Origin of the sequence: Chitinophaga terrae (ex Kim and Jung 2007), assembly GCF_900107795.1 — a bacterium.
GTDB lineage: Bacteria > Bacteroidota > Bacteroidia > Chitinophagales > Chitinophagaceae > Chitinophaga > Chitinophaga terrae.
Window position 1 is genome coordinate 24,439 of record NZ_FNRL01000016.1, and the last position, 18,231, is coordinate 42,669.

Sequence of the window (18,231 nt, forward strand, 5' to 3'; positions counted from 1 at the left end):
TTTAGAAATGATGATCTAAAGAAGTACCTCTTCAAATTACGGCATTTTTATGGAGCCGAAAAATAATTTCTTATTTTAAAGATGACAGTTATACCTTTGTACCTGCGTTACACGCAAATTCATACATGGGGTGCCTTACTTTTCAGGCTGAGATCACACCCACGGAACCTGGACCAGGTAATGCTGGTTAGGAATTGAAAAAATAGAAAACAGACATACTTAAATGAGACAGCTAATGTTATTAGCGCTGCTTTGCATAGCCGGCGCTTTACATGCACAGTCGCTGATCACAGGTACAGTTACCGACCAATCAACCGGCAAACCTTTACAGGGTGTAACTATCAGTATCAACAAAACAGGCGACTTAACCAACCAGGCAGGATATTACCAGATACGCCTCTCCAAAGCTGGTACCTATACCTTAACAGCCAGTTCTGTAGGCTATAAAACCTATTCAACTACCATCAACAACACAGGCGCCAACGAACAACTGAATATTTCGCTGGAAAGTATCGCCCTGTACGTGAAACCTGTTGAGATCAGCAGTCTGAGGGCTGGCAAGAATGCGCCGTTCGTTAACACCACGCTCACAGCCGCCGAGATCAAAAAACAGAACCTGGGCCAGGATCTGCCGCTCCTGCTGGATCAGCAACCGGCCGTTGTCACCAACTCCGACGCCGGAACAGGTATCGGCTACACCGGTATCCGGGTACGCGGTTCCGACATTACCCGCATCAACGTTACTGTGAACGGTATCCCCATCAACGACGCAGAATCACAGGGTACCTTCTTTGTGAACATGCCGGATTTCGCTTCCTCTACCAGCAGTATCCAATTGCAACGCGGCGTAGGAACTTCAACCAACGGTGCAGGCGCATTCGGCGCTTCCCTGAACCTGTCGACCAACGAATTCAACGAAAAGGCATACGGCGAGATCAGCAGCAGCTACGGCTCTTTCAACAGCTGGAAGAACACTGTTAAAGTTGGTTCCGGCCTTATCAACAACCACTTCACTATCGACGCCCGCCTGTCGAAGATCTCGTCCGACGGCTACATCGATCGCGCAACTTCCGACCTCCGTTCTTTCTATACTTCTGCCGCCTACATCTCCGACAAAACAGCCATACGCCTGAACGTTTTCTCCGGTAAAGAAAAAACATACCAGGCATGGAACGGCGTACCGGCAGATAAACTGGAAACTGACCGCACCTATAACTCAGCCGGCACCGCAAAACCAGGCACGCCTTACGACAACGAAACAGATAACTACCAACAGGATCATTACCAGCTATTCCTGAACCAGGAGATCAATACTCACCTGAACTTCAACGTAGCCCTGCACCTGGCAAGAGGAAGAGGGTACTACGAACAATATAAAGCAGGTCAGTCGTTTGGCGACTACGGATTAGACTACCCTATCATCAACGGCGATTCTGTTCATACTACCGACCTGGTTCGCCAGTTATGGCTGGATAACTACTTTTATGGTACTGTATTTTCTGTAAACCGTACGGGAGAGAAATTCAACTGGAGCGTAGGCGGAGGCTGGAACAGGTATACCGGCGACCACTACGGCAAGATCATCTGGGCGCAGGTGGGCGTAGATAAAGATCATGAATACTATCGCTATCCTGCCCAGAAAAATGATTTCAATATTTACTGGAAAGGAGAATACAAGATCACTAACCGCTTCAGCGTATTTGCCGATGCACAGTATCGCAATATCCGCTACCACGCTGATGGATTTGAAGCTGCTCCAACATACATAGAGCACGTTAATTATAATTTCTTCAACCCTAAAGCCGGCGTTTCCTACAACCTGAACGACGCCAACAGGGTATTCGCGTCCATTGCCATTGCGCATAAAGAGCCTACCCGCAGCGACTTTGAAACCAACTATGGCGCCAAGGTTCCTGAACCCGAAGAGTTGCAGGATATAGAAGCCGGTTATAGCTGGAGAAATAAAAAAGCTATTGTAGAAGCCAATGTTTACTACATGCGCTACAAAAACCAACTGGTACAAACGGGCCAACTGACCGATGTTGGGGCTTATATGAGAACCAATATCCCTAAGAGTTATCGTTTAGGCGTTGAAGTGAATGGTACCGTTAACCTCTCTCCTGTTTTCAGCATAGCGGCCAACGGCGCATTGAGTAGCAACAAGGTACTGGATTACAGCGCAGTAACGTACGACGGCGCCGGTGAAGCTCATGTTCAGCTCATCAAAAGAGCGAATATTTCCTTCTCCCCTTCTTTCGTTGGAGGCGCTACCCTCACCGCCAGGCCCCTGCAACGCCTGAACATCGACCTGGTAGGAAAATATGTAAGCCGCCAGTACATGGATAATACAGGCAACAAGGAAGGAAGCCTGGACCCTTACTTCGTTAGCAATTTACGCATCAACTACTCCATTCCGCAGAAACTATTCAGGGAACTGGGATTACAGTTCATGCTGAACAATATCTTCAACAAAAAGTACGAGCCGAATGGAAGCACCTGGCCATACTTTGATACCAACAGCAACCGGGTGGTGTATGATAATTACTATTACCCGATGGCCGGTACCAATTTCTTTGCCGGTGTTACTATTGGTTTCTAGCCATATCCTGTGTATACGATCAGAAGGCTGATCTGACATATAAGTCGGATCAGCCTTTTACTTACAATCAGGTTTATAGGACCTGCCAAAAAAAAGCCGGAAGAATTATAACTCCTCCGGCCTCCTATAACTTACCTTACAATATCAATCATTCAATAACCGCTCAATCGCTTTATCAACCGATTCAAACGGGAAGCCCTTCACCACTGCTTCCATCTGCGCCTTGATCTCTGCTGTACATAAATTGCCAATACTTCCTTCATGCGTATGGTTCACTTCTTTAGCAGGAGAGAAAGTACCTTTTTCAATGTCCAGCCCAACCTGTTTGTATGCTTCTCTGAATGGCACTCCCTGCAACACCAGGTTGTTCACTACTTCCACGCTGAAAAGATACTGGTATTTTTCATCGTCAAGGATCTGGTCTTTGATGCGGATGTTTTCCAGCATCAGGCGACTCATCCTCAGGCAATCTTTCAATGTCTGGAAAGCCGGGAAGAGGTTTTCTTTCAGCAGTTGCAGATCGCGATGGTAGCCTGAAGGCAGGTTGGTGATCATCATAGCGATCTCGTTAGGCAAAGCCTGTAATTTATTACCGTGCGAACGGATCAACTCCCATACATCCGGGTTCTTTTTATGCGGCATAATGCTGGAACCTGTGGTCAGCTCATCAGGGAAACTCACAAACCCGAAATTCTGGTTCATGAACAACGTCATATCCATCGCCATTTTTGCAACAGTAGCTGCAATACCCGACAAGGCAAAGGCCACCAGTTTTTCGGTTTTACCACGACCCATCTGCGCGTACACTACGTTGTAGTTAAGCGTATCAAAACCCAGCAACGCGGTTGTTAAAGTTCTGTCTAAAGGGAAGGAAGAACCATAACCAGCAGCAGAACCCAGCGGGTTCTTATTCACCACTTTGTATGCGCCCTGCAACATAGTGAGATCATCGACCAGGCTTTCTGCATAGGCGCCAAACCATAACCCGAAAGAGGATGGCATCGCGATCTGCAGGTGTGTATAACCCGGCATCAGGCGGTTCTTATATGTTTCGCTTTGTTGCTGCAGGAGATGGAAGAGGGCAAGCACTTCAGATACGATGTCCTGCAACTCATGGCGCAGGAATAATTTCAGGTCTACCAGCACCTGGTCGTTGCGTGATCTGCCGCTATGTATCTTCTTCCCTACTTCACCCAGGCGGCGGGTCAGCAACAGCTCAACCTGCGAGTGAATATCTTCCACTCCTTCTTCCAGTTTAAAATTGCCTGCCTGTATTTCCTGGTAGATGTTGCGCAGTTCCTGCTTCAATATTTTTAATTCTGTTGCATCCAACAGGCCAATTGATTGCAGCATGGTAATGTGGGCCATAGAGCCCAGTACGTCAAATGGGGCCAGGTATGCATCCATTTCACGGTCTTTACCTACCGTGAACTGTTCTACCGACTCCAATGCTACTTTATCTTTTTGCCACAATTTCATGTTCTAAGAATTTTGTTTGTTATGCTTACTGGATCATTTCCAGCAGGCGAATATAACTGTCTATGCCTTCTTTGATCTCGTGCAAGTAAATAAATTCATCTGCGGTATGAGAACGGGCAGAATCGCCGGGCCCCATTTTCACGGAAGTTGCCGGGATCAACGCCTGGTCGGACGTCGTAGGCGACCCGTAACAGGTTTTACCTACAGCCAGACCCGCCTGTACAAACGGGTGATCCATAGGAATGAAGGAAGGACGCATCCGCATGGAGCGCGGCTTCACTTCGCAGGAAACGTTCGCTTTGATAGTTTCCAGTATTTCCTCCAGGGTATATTGATCCGTAGCCCTTACATCTACTACAAAGGTGCAGTCGGCAGGTACTACGTTATGTGCTTTATTGGAAGTATTGATCACCGTTACGCTCATTTTCACCGGTCCCAGTGTGGGCGATACCTTGGGAAAGCGATAATCCTTAAACCAGTTCAGGTCAGGCAATGCTTTATACAGCGCATTTTCTCCTTCTTCCCTGGCAGCGTGGCCTGCTTTGCCGGTACTCGTACAATCCAGTACCATCAGGCCTTTTTCTGCTATAGCCAGTTGTGTTAAAGTAGGTTCTCCTACAATGGCAAATTCTATAGCCGGTAATTTAGACAGGATGCTTTCCACACCATTCTGGCCGCTGATCTCTTCTTCTGCGGTAGCTGAAAGAATGATATTATAGTTGAGATCCGTACGTTGGTAGAAATGCAGGAAAGTTGCAATCAGGCTAACCAGGCATCCGCCGGCATCGTTGCTCCCTAAGCCGTATAGCTTGCCGTCTTCCACATCGGGACTGAACGGATCCCGGGTATATTGCGGGTTGGGTTTTACGGTGTCGTGATGCGAGTTTAAAAGTATATTAGGTTTGGCAGGATCGTAATGTTTGTTGTAGGCCCAAATATTATTCAGGTGACGTTCATGAGGAATATCCATGGCAGTCAGGAATTCGCTGATCAACTGCGCGGTATCGGCTTCTTCCCGGCTTAATGAAGGGGTGGCTATCATTTGCTTCAGCAAAGCCACGGCCACATCATATAGTTTTTCGTTCCACATTTTTTAGCATATTAAGGTACCCGCTACTGTTGCAGTTGTATTGCTCAACACATCATCTGCATGTCCGATCAATACTTCCTTTACTCCGTTGTCTATTGCCCCGAATGCATTCTGCAACTTGGGCAATATGCCGTCAGAGAGTACTTTATTGTCCAGTAGCTGCTGGTATATCTCTTTGTTGATGAGGTTAATGACAGCGTTATCATCGTTCGGGTCGCTCAATACTCCTTTCTTTTCGAAGCAGTAGATAAGGCGAACGGCATAGCTGGCCGACAATGCGATAGCTAAAGAGGAAGCGATCGTGTCGGCATTGGTATTCAGCATTTGTCCTTTCCCATCATGGGTCAGCGGAGCAAATACCGGAGTAACGCCGGCTTCCAGCAAGGCTTTCAGCGGGGCGATATTCAGTTGTTCAGGATATACATCGCCTACAAATCCGTAGTCGATGGTTTTCACAGGTCTTTTAACTGCAGGGATGATATTGGCGTCTGCGCCGGTGAGTCCTATCGCGTTACATTGATTGGCCTGCAACCTGGCTACCAGTTGTTTGTTCACCAAACCGCCGTAAACCATCGTTACTACGTCAATGGTTTCTGCATCTGTAATGCGCCTGCCATCCACGTACTTCGACTCAATACCCAGCTTATCGCCGATCCGGGTGGCAATTTTACCACCGCCATGGATCAGGATCTTTTTACCCGGTATTGTTGCAAACTTTTCGATGAAAGTCTGCAACAATGCCGGGTTATCAATAACGTTTCCGCCTACCTTTATAATAAACAGGTCAATCATACTTTTGCTTTGAGTATTTCACTCAGTACCGCCTGCGCCGCCCATACGCGGTTGCCGGCTTCCTGAATAACTATAGACTGCGGACCATCCAGTACTTCATCGGCAATCACCACATTTCTACGGACAGGTAAACAGTGCATTACTTTTGCCGAATTAGTCAACGCCAGTTTAGCATTAGTGAAGGTCCAGGAAGGATCAGTGTTAATGATCTTTCCATAATCACGATACGAAGACCAGTTCTTTACATACACGAAGTCTGCATCCTGCAGGGCTTTATCCTGGTTATATTCGATACGTGCATTGCCGGAGAATTTCTCGTCCAGTTCATACCCTTCGGGGTGAGTGATCACAAAATCAGCTTCTCCCCAGGCGTTCATCCACTGAGCGAAAGAATTAGGAACAGCCTGCGGCAGCGCTTTAACATGCGGAGCCCAGGTCATTACCACCTTTGGTTTGCGGGGCTGGTTCCAGTGTTCCCTGATGGTAATTACATCTGTAAGGCTCTGTAAAGGATGCAGGGTAGCGCTTTCCAGGCTAACTACCGGTACACCGGCATATTTAATGAACTGGTTGATATATTTCTCTGTATAATCTTCTTCCTTATTCTTCAAGCCAGGAAAAGTACGGATGGCCAGTATATCGAAATACTGTCCCATTACCGCTGCCGCTTCTTTCACATGTTCGGTGGTATTGCCATTCATTACAACGCCATCATTCATTTCCAGCGCCCATCCTTCTTTGTCGATGTTGAACACAATAGCTTCCATGCCAAGGTTCCTGGCTGCCACCTGCGTACTGAGACGGGTACGCAAACTGGGGTTCAGAAATATCATTCCCACTGTCTTATTCTTTCCCAACTCCTTATCTCTGAAAGGATCTGCTTTATAGTTCAACGCAATGTCTACAAGTCTCGGGACACTGGGAACATCTGCTGTAGAAATAAACTGTTTCATTTCCTTTTATTTCACTTCTTTACTAAATGCTTCTAAAAACTGGTCTGCATGCTCTTTGGTCAAAGCCAGCGAAGGCAGCAACCTGATCACATTAGGTTTGGCTTCTCCTGTGAAGATCCGGTGTTTCATCAACAGGTCTTTTTTCACATGCGCCAGCGATTCAGGCAACTGGATGCCTATCATCAATCCACGGCCTCTTACTTCCAGTACTTCTTTGAAGTTCTTTAACTGCTCTATGAGGTAGCCGCCGATCTTTGCTGCATTGTCTATCAGTTTCTCTTCTTCCATTACTTCCAGCACGGCAAGCGCCGCAGCACAGGCCAGGTGATTGCCGCCAAAGGTAGTACCCAGCATGCCGTGTACTGCTTTGAACTTCGGGGCAATGCTGATGGCTCCCAATGGGAAACCATTACCGATACCTTTTGCCATGGTATAAATATCTGCATTCACACCTGCATAATCGTGGCTGTAGAACTTACCGCTTCTGCCATAACCGCATTGGATAGCATCTGCGATAAACACTGCGTTATACTGGTCGCACAGGCTCCTGATCTTGCGAAGGAAAGACTCGCTGGCTACATTGATACCGCCAACGCCCTGGATGCCTTCTATGATCACCGAAGACACTTCGTATTCTTTGAATGCAGCTTCCAGTGCAGCTTCATCTTCCCAGGGAAGGAACACTACATTGTCTGTCTGGTTAACCGGCGCTACGATATTTGGATTATCTGTAGCTGCTACGGCCAGTGAAGTTCTTCCGTGGAAAGATTTCCGGAATGCGATCACTTTTTTCCTGCCATTATAGAAAGAAGCTAATTTCAGCGCGTTTTCATTGGCTTCAGCACCGGAGTTGCAAAGGAATAAATGGTAATCTTCCTTGCCTGATACTTTGCCTAATAATGCTGCCAACTGCTCCTGCAACGGCATTTTAACTGAGTTGGAATAGAAACCAACTTTATTCAGCTGGTCTGTCAACCTTTTCACATAGTGAGGATGGGTATGGCCGATAGAAATAACGGCGTGGCCACCGTAAAGGTCGAGATATTGATTGCCCTGGTCGTCCCAGACGTGGGAACCTAGCGCTTTTTCTATTACTATATTGTTTACCGGGTAAACGTCGAACGGTTTCATGTTGGCTAAAAAGTTAGAGCGTCATCAAATCTTAGAATACGATTGACTTCAGTTTAAGACCGGCTGTTTCATCCAGTCCGCACATCAGGTTCATGTTCTGAACTGCTTGTCCGGAAGCTCCTTTCAGCAGGTTGTCCTCGATCGAGTGGATCACTAACCTATCTCCAATCTTTTCTAACTGGATGATACATTTGTTAGTGTTAACAACCTGTTTCAGATCTATCTGCTTTTCACTTACGTGAGTGAACGGATGGCCGTCGTAATAATCTTTATACAGCTTTACTGCATCCGCCAGCGAAAGGTCGCTTTTCAGGTAAGAAGTGATCCAGATGCCTCTTGGATAATCGCCACGCACCGGAACAAAGTTCACTTCGCCACTGAAGCCGGGTTGCAGTTGCTGTAAGCTTCGTCGGATCTCCCTGAGATGTTGATGGTCCAGTACTTTATAGGTAGAAATATTGTTCGCTCTCCAGGTAAAATGAGAAGTGGATTGCAGTTTCTGACCTGCGCCTGTAGAACCGGTGATACCTGTTGTATGCACATCCGTTAACAGGCCGTTGGCAGCCAGCGGCAATAAGCCCAACTGGATGGCAGTTGCAAAGCAACCGGGATTGGCAACATTCTGCGCTGTTCTGATCACATCGCGTTGCATTTCCGGCAATCCATAAACGAAAGTGCGCCCTTTCACCATTTCTCCCAGGCGGAAGTCCTGGCTCAGGTCAATTACTTTAATATGTGCAGCCAGGTCGGCAGATTCCATGAACTTCACGGATTCGCCATGTCCCAGGCATAAGAATACTACATCCACATCGTTGCTCAACTCGCCGGTGAACAACAGGTCAGTTTCTCCCAGCAGGTCGGCATGTACCGCATACAACGGGTTGCCGGCGTTACTACGGCTATGAACAAACGAAACAGTGACGTCCGGATGGTTCAGTAAGATCCTGATCATTTCACCACCAGTATACCCGGCGCCTCCTACAATCCCTGCTTTTATTTTTTTCTCCTGTGCCATGAGCTGATGATTTAGATAGAATTTTTAACCTGATGCCAGATCATAGTCTGGTTACCGAAGATCTTGCTGAAGCCTCTTACGTCTTCGCCTGACCAGCCACTGTTCATTTCACCGTATTTGCCGAATTTGCTGCTCATCAGGTCGTAAGGCGACTGGATACCGGTAACCTGGAAGCGGTAAGGCATCAGGGTAACATATACTTCGCCGGTTACATTTTCCTGGGTATGTTGCAGGAAGGCTTCGATATCGCGCATTACAGGGTCCATGATCTGGCCTTCGTGCATGTAGTTACCGTAGAATTGAGCCAGCTGGTCTTTCCAGGTAAGTTGCCATTTGGTCAGCACATGTTTTTCCAGTGCATGGTGCGCTTTGATGATCACCATTGGGGCGGCGGCTTCAAAACCTACGCGGCCTTTGATACCGATAATGGTATCGCCAACATGGATATCGCGACCGATCGCGAAAGGACCGGCAATAGTTTGCAGGTATTGAATGGCTGCAGACGGATGATCGAATGTTTTATCGTTGACGCCGGTCAGTTCACCTTTGGTGAAAACCAGTTTAACCTGTTCTTCTCCCTGTTTGGTCAATTGGGTAGGCCAGGCTTCTTCCGGCAGCATACCGTTAGAAGTCAGGGTTTCTTTACCTCCTACGGAAGTACCCCATAAACCTTTGTTGATAGAGTATACAGCTTTGTCGAAGTTCATCTGTACACCTTTTGATTTCAGGTAAGAAATTTCTTCTTCCCTGCTCAGTTTCATATCACGGATCGGGGTAATGATCTCAACTCCGGGGATCATGATATGGAAAACCATGTCGAACCTCACCTGGTCGTTACCAGCACCAGTGCTGCCGTGAGCTACTGCGTCTGCACCCACTTCTTTCACGTATTCTGCAATGGCCAGCGCCTGGCTCATACGCTCTGCGCTTACGCTCAGCGGGTAAGTATTGTTCTTCAGTACATTACCGAAGATGAGGTATTTTATTACGCCATCATAATAAGAATGTATTGCATTAACAGTTTTATGACTTTTAACGCCCAGGTTGTAAGCGCGTCTTTCTATTTCCTGCAGTTCTTCTTCAGAAAAACCGCCTGTGTTAACGATCACAGAATGCACTTCGTAACCTTTTTCTTCGGTCAGATATTTAACGCAATAGGAAGTATCAAGTCCTCCGCTAAATCCCAGTACTACTTTTTTCATTATGACATCTTTTTTTATAATTCCAGATAACAATATTTACAGCCTGCTTTTGTTAGAAGAACAGGAAAAATTTCTTTTTAGGTCCGGCGGCTCCGCCTTCTTTTTTACTTTTCAGGAGCACATATCTTTTGAAGCGCAGCCATCGTTCGTAGAGTTTAATATTTCCTTTAAACCCGCGATGACGGCGGTCGTGCTGGATATGTCCCTGGGGGCTGACAGAGAGTTGCGTTTTCTTCTGCGCTGCTTCTGCCGCCGCTTTATCGGCCATTGCTCTTTCTTCCGCTTCTTTCAGTTTCTCTACCGGGTCGTAGAGCATTGCGGTACAAAGGCAGTTCTTCCTGTTCTTTGCAGTCAGGATATCAAAGTTCACACAGCTTCTGCAGCCTTTCCAGAACTCTTCATCATCTGTCAGTTCGGAATAGGTAACAGGCTCATACCCCAGCTCGGAGTTGATCTTCATCACAGCCAGACCGGTGGTCAGCCCGAAGATCTTCGCATCGGGGTAGCGTTCCCTTGACAGTTCGAATATTTTTTTCTTGATAGATTTAGCAACTCCATGCCCTCTGAATGCCGGGTTAACGATCAGACCTGAGTTGGCAACAAACTTCTCGTGGCCCCATGCCTCGATATAGCAAAAGCCAACCCAGTCGCCACTTTCCGTTACTGCGATCACCGCCTTGCCTTCGTTCATTTTTAACTCGATATACTCGGGCGAACGTTTAGCAATGCCGGTTCCTCTTGCCTTTGCTGACGCTTCCATCTCGTCTGTGATGGTATTTGAATAGTGAATATCGTCAGGAGTGGCTACCCTAACGATGATATGTTGATTTTCCAACTTTTTAAATTGAAATCGTGAATCAATAAACTACATTGAAAATTTCCTTTAACAGGAAGGCTCACCGGAGGATTGGGAAATCACGGTGCGATAGCGATTGTTATGAAAACGATGTCGCTATCAAATTCTAGGTCGTCGGAGAAGAAATCTAAAGACATTGAACCCAACAGAATATACCCCTTTGTTTAAACGGGTATGATATGCAGAGATGTTGGTATAAGTTGCGGTTTTTTCCAACTTCAGTTCAGCGTTAAATTGTTATAAATATTGTCTTTAGTTTAGAATACCCGCAAAGTTATAATAATATCTTTTTAAAATATCGATTTTTTTTCGCGGTTTTGGAAAATTGCACGCAAAGACGGTAAGTTGGGGGAAGAGCGCAAAGGTTTTTTAAGGAATTTTAAGAAAAAAAAGAGGTATTTAAGAAAATTATATTCTTAAATACCTCTTTGTGAATAATATACAATATTAAATCTTCTTTGCGCTCTTCCCCCTACTTACCAGCTTTGCGTGCAAAAACCCCCAGCTCTGCGATAGCCGGGAATTTGCCTTTTTCGTCTGTCAGGGAGGTGGCCACCAACCTGATGAATTTTGCCTCAGTTGGAGCGAAGTTCACCGTTTGCGGAACAGGATTGTTCTTGATATTGGCGAACTGGCCGGCGGATACCTTTTTCCAGTTAGCGCCATCATTGCTTACATAAAATTCATAACCATAGATAGAAATCGTTTCTCCATGGTCGTCGGATGCCGGCGGAGTATAGGTAAAGCCAGACAGGTGCAGGGTTTCATGCAGGTCAACCTGGATTTCGTTCCTGTCGGCCACGTACACCGTATTGGCGTTCCCGTCGATGGCTTTCTTATCATCGCTGCCTACAACGGTCCACCTGGCAGGCGCAACGCCGAAAACGGCGGTAACTGTTTCTCCGGCAGTGGCGCCATTATTAATAAATGCCCTTGCCTTTACTGTACCGCCCTGTGGCAGTTGGATCGCCTGGCCGTGATGGTAAACGGGCGATTTGGCGCCAGGAACGCTGCCGTCGGTGGTGTAATGCACGGTTACATCAGGAGAAGCAACGCCATTTATAGTCACCTCGCCGGCGGCATTACGGGTAATCACCGGGGTAGCCATCACCGCGGGAGCCTTGTACAACTGGATCTCGTTGATCACCGGAGCCGCCTTGGCGTCTAAAATGGTGATCTTTACTTTGGCAGTAGTAATATCAGGCAGGCGCAGGATGCGTTTATGGCCTACCGTAGTTTCTTTTGCCACTTCTTTATACCTGCCGTTTTCCAGCACAGATACTGAAAATGCTTTTACACGCTGGCCCAGGGCGATATATTCCTGCAATACCAGCCGGTTGAAGGTTACAGGTTGCCTGAAAGAGAGTTCGAAGGTAGCCTCTGTTTTTCCGTCTGCCGCCGCCCAGTAGGTAGCATTCTTCCCGTCTGTAAGGTTGCGGATACTGACAGCGGGATTCCCGCTGCGGGTGTTGGTGGCAGTAACCAGGGCATTTTTTGCCAGGTTTGTTTTGAAAGATGCGTCTAATACCCGCCGCAGTTCCATCAGGCGGGTGGAATCGTTCGGGTGGATCAATCCATCCCGGTCTACCGGCACGTTCAGGATGAGGTTACCGTTGCGCCCAACGGAGGCATAATAGATCTCCAGCAGGTCGCTTACTGATTTAACCTTATCATCGGTGTCAGGACTGTAAAACCATCCTGGCCGGATGGAGACATCACATTCGGCAGGTATCCATTTTTCACCGTCTTCATCGCCTTCGTTCAGGGATTTGGTGGGCGGTGCGCCTACGCCCGGCGTGAAGCCTGATACATTTAATGTACTCCAGTTAGTAGTGCCGGCAAAGCCGTTTTCATTTCCTACCCAACGGCATCCGGGTCCTACGTCGCTGAAAATGATCGCGTTGGGTTGATTTCTATATACTACGCTGTGAAACAGCTTCCAATCGTAAGGTTGTTTGATATTACCGCCATTGGCGCCATCGAACCATTGCTCGAAAACAGGGCCGTAGCCTGATAATACTTCGTTGAGGGTATTGGCGAAGATCTGGTTGTACTCCGCGGTGCCATAGGCAGGATGGTTGCGGTCCCAGGGCGAAAGATACACGCCGAACTTCAGGCCGTACTCCTTGCAGGCGGCAGACAATTCGGCCAATACATCTCCTTTGCCGTCTTTCCAGGCGCTTTCCCTGACGGTATGCGTGCTGTATTTGCTTGGCCAGAGGCAGAAACCATCATGATGTTTGGCGGTGATCACGATGCCTTTCATTCCCGCCAGTTTCGCTGTGCGGGCCCATTGCCGTGCATCAAGATGTTTCGGATTGAATACTTTGGGATCTTCATCTCCGTGCCCCCATTCCTTATTGGTGAAGGTATTCGGACCGAAGTGAATGAACATGTAGTACTCCAGGTCATTCCATGCTACCTGCGCAGCAGAAGGTAATGCCCCATAGGGTTGGATATCCTGGGTTTTTGCGATACCGCAGCCCAGTAATCCGGCCAGCAATAACAAGCTTTTTTTCATTGTTGTAGAACTGTAATATAAAATAAAGGATCTTAGCGAAGATAGGGCAGATATACAAACGTTATGACTTGATATTCCCCTTTTGTAATTTAATATTATCATTGTCATGATCCCGGCCGGAAGAAATTTCCTTAAAAGCAGCCGTTTATCATAAAAATGTAAGAATATTATGAAACACATTGGTTTGGATAAAGCAATTTTTATAAATTTAGTCCCTTCGGAACGTATCATTATATACGCAGATAAACTTTGAACAATGAATAAACAACCACTGCATCGCAGAAGCTTTCTGAAAAACACGGTAGCAGCGGGCGTAGGGCTTTCTATGCTCGGCTCGTCTGCCAAATTATTTGCCAATGAAAAAATGCCTAAAGTTAGAATTGGCCTGATTGGCGTGGGAGCACGCGGTCTTGGACACCTGAACTTCTTCTTACACCGCGACGACGCCGATGTAATTGCGTTCGCGGATCCCGACACTGCCTACACTGTACCTAAAGCAAAAGCCATGATCGAAAAGGCTTATGGTACCAAGAAAAAAGTAGCTGAATACACTAACGGACCTGAAGATTTCCACAACCTTCTAAAACGCGACGACATTGACGCCGTAGTAATTGCAACGCCATGGGAATGGCATAGCATCATGGCCATTGCAGCGATGAAAGCCGGTAAAACCCCGGCTGTAGAAGTTTGCGGCGCTTCTGATATCCAGGAGTGCTGGGAGCTGGTAAATACCAGCGAAGCTACAGGCATCCCTGTATTTGGTATGGAAAACGTGTGTTACCGCCGTGATGTAATGGCAGTACTGAACATGGTGCGCCAGGGATTATTCGGTGAACTGATCCACTTGCAGGGCGGTTACCAGCATGATCTTCGCCCGGTAAAATTCAACAATGGCAAGCAGTATTATGGCGGCGGCGTTGAATTTGGAGAGAAAGCGCTGTCTGAAGCCAAATGGAGGACCAACCACTCCGTTCACCGCAACGGCGACCTCTATCCGTCTCACGGCCTGGGTCCGATCAACAACTATATCAATATCAACCGCGGTAACCGCCTGGTGTCGCTGACTTCCATGGCCACCAAATCACGCGGTCTGCATAAATACATCGTAGATAACGGAGGCCCTGATCATCCGAACGCAAAGGTTGAATTCAAATTAGGCGATATCGTGTCTACCCTGATCAAAACGAACAACGGCGAAACAATTATGTTGTCGCACGATACCAACTCTCCGCGTCCTTACTCCCTGAACTTCCGCGTTCAAGGTACCAATGGCCTGTGGATGGATGATCAGAAAAGCATTTACGTAGAGCATAAGAGCCCGAACGATGAATGGGAGCAAACCGGCAGCTTCGATGATCCTAACAGCTACTTCGCGAAATATGATCACCCGCTGTGGAAACGTTTCAGTAAAGATGCGAAGGGAGCAGGTCACGGAGGTATGGACTGGTTCGTGCTGAACGCTTTCCTGGAATGCGTAAAACGTGGAGCGCCATACCCGCTTGATGTATACGACATGGCTACCTGGTACGCGATCACTCCGCTGAGCGAACAATCCGTTGCAGAAGGCGGTAACGTCCAATTCATCCCGGACTTCACCCGCGGACGCTGGATGAACCGCACTCCTATCTTCGCGCTCGACGACCAATATTAGCACGCAAAGGAGTTTCACGCAAAGAAGCAAAGGAGCAAAGAAGCAAAGAATTTTTGATCGAAGCGAATTTTAAGAAGCAAAAGAGCGAAATTATGTTATGTGTTATTATAACATAATTTCGCTCCTTTGCTTTCTTATTCTTCTTAAAACAAAATCCTTTGCTTCTTTGCTCCTTTGCTTCTTTGCGCGAAACCCTTTGCGTGAAACTAGGCGATGCTGGGGATCAGCACTTTTACGCCGTCTTCGATGATGGTGACGTATACTTCGGGGACTTTCCCGAATTGTGCTTTATAACTATCCTGGATGAACGCTACATACTCATCTACCTTGTCTGCTTTTACCAGGTTGATGGTACAGCCGCCGAAACCGCCTCCCATAACGCGGGCGCCTGCTACTTCAGGGCGTGTACGGGCCAGGGATACCAGGTAATCCAGTTCCGGGCAACTTACTTCATATAATTTGCTCAGTCCTTCGTGGGTAGCATACATCAGTTCTCCGAATGCCTGGAGATTGCCTGCTTTCAGGTGATCGGTAGCATCCTGTACGCGCTGGATCTCGGAGATAACGTAAGCGCAACGGTTATATACGAGTGCTGGTACCTGTTCTTTCACTTCATCCAGCATCTGCATGGAGGCGTCGCGGAGCGATTTTACAGCAGGGTACCTGGCCTGGATGGCCTTTACGCCTTCTTCACATTGCTGGCGGCGAACATTGTATTCAGATGATGCAAGCGAGTGATGCACCATAGAATTGCATAATACTATTTTATAGTCGGGGAAGTTGAAAGGAAAATATTCGAATTCGAGGCTGCGGCAATCGAGGCGCATAACCTGGTCTTTTTTTCCGTGCAGGTTGGCAAATTGGTCCATTATCCCGCATTTTACGCCCGGGAATGTGTGTTCCGCTTTCTGGCCTATCAGGGCCATTTCCATCCTGTTAAGCCGGTAACCGAAGAGGTTATCGAGGGCAGCAACCAACCCGCCTTCTACGGCGGCGGAGGAAGACATACCGGCGCCTACGGGAATATCGCCAGCCAGTACGCAGTCAAAGCCTTCTACATTTAACCCGCGTTCCTGCAATTGGTAAACTACGCCCATCAAGTAATTGATCCATCCTGGTGTAGGCTTTACATCGTCTAAACTAAATGATTGGGTTTCATTGGTAAAAACTGCATGTACAGTGCATGTACGGGTATGATTCGGCGCAATCGCATATACTATTTTCTTATCGATAGCAGCGGGTAACACAAAACCATCATTGTAATCAGTATGTTCACCTATCAGGTTGATCCGGCCCGGAGACAGCACAATTGTTGGCTCTTTTTTAAATAACTGGACAAACAGCGCCCTGGTTTTTTGTATCATTCAAAAATTATTAAACGTAAAATTTACACCTAAAAATATAAAAAAAGGATGATTCAAAAGGATTTTTTAAAAATCAACCTGCCTGTTAATAAAATAGACCGGAAAAGGGATCAGGGTACTATAAAAAAGATCAGCAAAAACGGATGAACTCCATTTCTGCTGATCTGGTATAAAAAAAGACAATCTTTTGGAACCCGGTAATGGTTATTTCTTCCCTAGCTTATCTCCTATAAATGAATACAGGAGAATATACAGGTAGCAGGGCACCATGCAATAGAGGAAGGCATGGCGGAAATCAATATTCGGACTATATAAAAAGCTCATTAATCCATGTTGGTTGAACATCCCGCTGTAAACCTGCGGAATGATGGCGCCGCCGCCAATACCCATGATCAGCAGGGCGGAACCTATCTTGGTAAAGCGTCCCAACCCGTCGATAGCCATAGGGAAGATAGCCGGCCACATAAGGGCGTTGGCCAGTCCCAGCAATGCAATGAATGTGATAGCAGAGAAGTCAGTGGTCAGATAAGCGGCAACGGTAAATAATACTCCCAGCAGTGCGGAGATCTGCAGGCTTTTCTTCCCGGAAAGATATTTGGGAATAGTAGCTACTCCCACTATGTAACCAGCCAGCATAGCTACCAGGGTAAAAGTAGTAAAGTATTTTGTCTGGTCGGCGCTCAGGCCTAAAGATTTACCATATATGCCTATCACATCTCCCGCCATTACTTCAACACCAACATAGAAGAAAATACAGAGTACACCCAGTGTCAGTTGAGGGAACTGCAAAACGCTGGTTTTACCAAGCGTAGCAGCTGCGGTAGTTTCGTCTTCCTGGTTGGTATCAATTTCAGGCAGGGAAGAACGTTTTAATAAGAAGGCCAGGATAGTTAAAACGACAGCGATAGCAACGTAAGGGCCGATCACGCGTCCAGCCAGGTTATCCAGCAGTGTAGCTTTCTGGGCGGCGTCTGTTGCCGCTTCGATCTGTTCTTTTAAGCCATTGGCATCTTTCAGCACAATAGTGCTGAGGATCAACGGCGCCAGGGCGCCGGCAGTTTTGTTGCAGATGCCGAGGATGCTGATACGTTTTGCCGCGCTTTCCTTAGGCCCGATGATACTGGCGTAAGGATTGGAAGCCGTTTGCAGGAGAGCCAGGCCGGCGCCCTGAACAAACAGTCCTGTCAGGAACATAGAGAAGCTGCGGGCGTTGGCGGCAGGGATAAAAATTAAAGAACCAACAGCGATGATCAATAATCCCAGCGCCATCCCGTTTTTAAATCCTGTTTTGTCAAGGATATAGGAAGAAGGAATAGACAGTACTACATAGGCCATGTAGAAGGCCATTGTTACCAATAACGCCTGGGAAACGTTCAGTTCACATACGATCTCAAAGAATTGGATCAGTGTACCGTTCAACCAGGTAACAAAGCCAAAAATAAAGAATAACATGCCGATAATGGCCATAGATTGTGCGTACCCTACCTGCTTTGGAGGGGCTTTCATTGTTACTGTTTGGTTGGACATAATGTTGTCAGATTATTATTTGATAGGTACTAACTTAACTAAACTTCTCCT

The 18,231-nt window shown here is 47.1% G+C and carries 13 protein-coding genes; 2 read left to right on the forward strand and 11 right to left on the reverse strand.

Going from position 1 to position 18,231, the window contains the following annotated elements; genetic code table 11:
* The first annotated feature begins 223 nt into the window (after positions 1-223).
* Complete coding sequence (locus BLV62_RS17075) at positions 224-2,599, forward strand: TonB-dependent receptor (RefSeq protein ID WP_089763181.1); 2,376 nt, start codon at positions 224-226, stop codon at positions 2,597-2,599.
* A 144-nt stretch (positions 2,600-2,743) separates the two neighbouring features.
* Here the strand turns inward: BLV62_RS17075 and argH are convergent, their stop codons facing one another.
* From argH to BLV62_RS17120, 9 genes are all read right to left on the reverse strand, one after another.
* Entirely contained in the window at positions 2,744-4,078 is a 1,335-nt protein-coding gene (gene argH / locus BLV62_RS17080) for an argininosuccinate lyase (RefSeq protein WP_089763182.1), read from the reverse strand.
* A 25-nt stretch (positions 4,079-4,103) separates the two neighbouring features.
* Positions 4,104-5,168: a M20 family metallo-hydrolase gene (locus BLV62_RS17085; RefSeq protein WP_089763183.1), complete on the reverse strand. Its 1,065-nt coding sequence runs from the start codon at positions 5,166-5,168 to the stop codon at positions 4,104-4,106.
* Between the two features lie 3 nt (positions 5,169-5,171).
* The gene (gene argB, locus BLV62_RS17090) at positions 5,172-5,960 is read right to left on the reverse strand and encodes an acetylglutamate kinase (protein ID WP_089763184.1); all 789 of its coding nucleotides are present in this window, start codon (positions 5,958-5,960) and stop codon (positions 5,172-5,174) included.
* Positions 5,957-6,913, reverse strand: a complete 957-nt coding sequence (locus tag BLV62_RS17095; protein ID WP_089763185.1) for an N-acetylornithine carbamoyltransferase — start codon at positions 6,911-6,913, stop codon at positions 5,957-5,959. Before BLV62_RS17095 ends, argB begins: the two co-directional genes overlap by 4 nt.
* Positions 6,914-6,919: 6 nt before the next feature.
* On the reverse strand, positions 6,920-8,044 hold the full coding sequence (locus BLV62_RS17100; RefSeq protein ID WP_089763186.1) for an aspartate aminotransferase family protein: 1,125 nt from the start codon (positions 8,042-8,044) through the stop codon (positions 6,920-6,922).
* A gap of 31 nt (positions 8,045-8,075) precedes the next feature.
* On the reverse strand, positions 8,076-9,059 hold the full coding sequence (gene argC / locus BLV62_RS17105) for an N-acetyl-gamma-glutamyl-phosphate reductase (RefSeq protein WP_089763187.1): 984 nt from the start codon (positions 9,057-9,059) through the stop codon (positions 8,076-8,078).
* Between the two features lie 11 nt (positions 9,060-9,070).
* Positions 9,071-10,261 (reverse strand): argininosuccinate synthase, encoded by a 1,191-nt coding sequence (locus tag BLV62_RS17110; RefSeq protein ID WP_225889627.1) that lies wholly within the window; start codon positions 10,259-10,261, stop codon positions 9,071-9,073.
* Between the two features lie 52 nt (positions 10,262-10,313).
* Positions 10,314-11,096, reverse strand: coding sequence for a GNAT family N-acetyltransferase (locus BLV62_RS17115; RefSeq protein WP_089763188.1), 783 nt, complete (start codon positions 11,094-11,096; stop codon positions 10,314-10,316).
* A gap of 493 nt (positions 11,097-11,589) precedes the next feature.
* Entirely contained in the window at positions 11,590-13,638 is a 2,049-nt protein-coding gene (locus tag BLV62_RS17120; RefSeq protein WP_089763189.1) for an alpha-L-fucosidase, read from the reverse strand.
* Between the two features lie 256 nt (positions 13,639-13,894).
* Here BLV62_RS17120 and BLV62_RS17125 point away from each other — a divergent pair, with 256 nt between their 5' ends.
* Entirely contained in the window at positions 13,895-15,289 is a 1,395-nt protein-coding gene (locus BLV62_RS17125; RefSeq protein WP_089763190.1) for a Gfo/Idh/MocA family protein, read from the forward strand.
* Positions 15,290-15,495: 206 nt separating this feature from the next.
* Here the strand turns inward: BLV62_RS17125 and galK are convergent, their stop codons facing one another.
* Together galK and BLV62_RS17135 are read right to left on the reverse strand one after the other, a co-directional pair.
* Positions 15,496-16,653, reverse strand: coding sequence for a galactokinase (gene galK / locus BLV62_RS17130; RefSeq protein WP_089763191.1), 1,158 nt, complete (start codon positions 16,651-16,653; stop codon positions 15,496-15,498).
* Between the two features lie 204 nt (positions 16,654-16,857).
* A complete protein-coding gene (locus BLV62_RS17135; RefSeq protein ID WP_089763192.1) occupies positions 16,858-18,180 on the reverse strand; it encodes a sugar MFS transporter in 1,323 nt (440 codons plus the stop codon).
* Between the last annotated feature and the right edge of the window lie 51 nt (positions 18,181-18,231).

Bases quoted from the DNA above. Each gene is read 5' to 3' on its own strand.
- BLV62_RS17075 (WP_089763181.1), top strand. From the start codon at position 224: ATGAGACAGCTAATGTTATTAGCGCTGCTTTGCATAGCCGGCGCTTTA.
- argH (WP_089763182.1), bottom strand. From the start codon at position 4,078: ATGAAATTGTGGCAAAAAGATAAAGTAGCATTGGAGTCGGTAGAACAG.
- BLV62_RS17085 (WP_089763183.1), bottom strand. From the start codon at position 5,168: ATGTGGAACGAAAAACTATATGATGTGGCCGTGGCTTTGCTGAAGCAA.
- argB (WP_089763184.1), bottom strand. From the start codon at position 5,960: ATGATTGACCTGTTTATTATAAAGGTAGGCGGAAACGTTATTGATAAC.
- BLV62_RS17095 (WP_089763185.1), bottom strand. From the start codon at position 6,913: ATGAAACAGTTTATTTCTACAGCAGATGTTCCCAGTGTCCCGAGACTT.
- BLV62_RS17100 (WP_089763186.1), bottom strand. From the start codon at position 8,044: ATGAAACCGTTCGACGTTTACCCGGTAAACAATATAGTAATAGAAAAA.
- argC (WP_089763187.1), bottom strand. From the start codon at position 9,059: ATGGCACAGGAGAAAAAAATAAAAGCAGGGATTGTAGGAGGCGCCGGG.
- BLV62_RS17110 (WP_225889627.1), bottom strand. From the start codon at position 10,261: ATGAAAAAAGTAGTACTGGGATTTAGCGGAGGACTTGATACTTCCTAT.
- BLV62_RS17120 (WP_089763189.1), bottom strand. From the start codon at position 13,638: ATGAAAAAAAGCTTGTTATTGCTGGCCGGATTACTGGGCTGCGGTATC.
- BLV62_RS17125 (WP_089763190.1), top strand. From the start codon at position 13,895: ATGAATAAACAACCACTGCATCGCAGAAGCTTTCTGAAAAACACGGTA.
- galK (WP_089763191.1), bottom strand. From the start codon at position 16,653: ATGATACAAAAAACCAGGGCGCTGTTTGTCCAGTTATTTAAAAAAGAG.
- BLV62_RS17135 (WP_089763192.1), bottom strand. From the start codon at position 18,180: ATGTCCAACCAAACAGTAACAATGAAAGCCCCTCCAAAGCAGGTAGGG.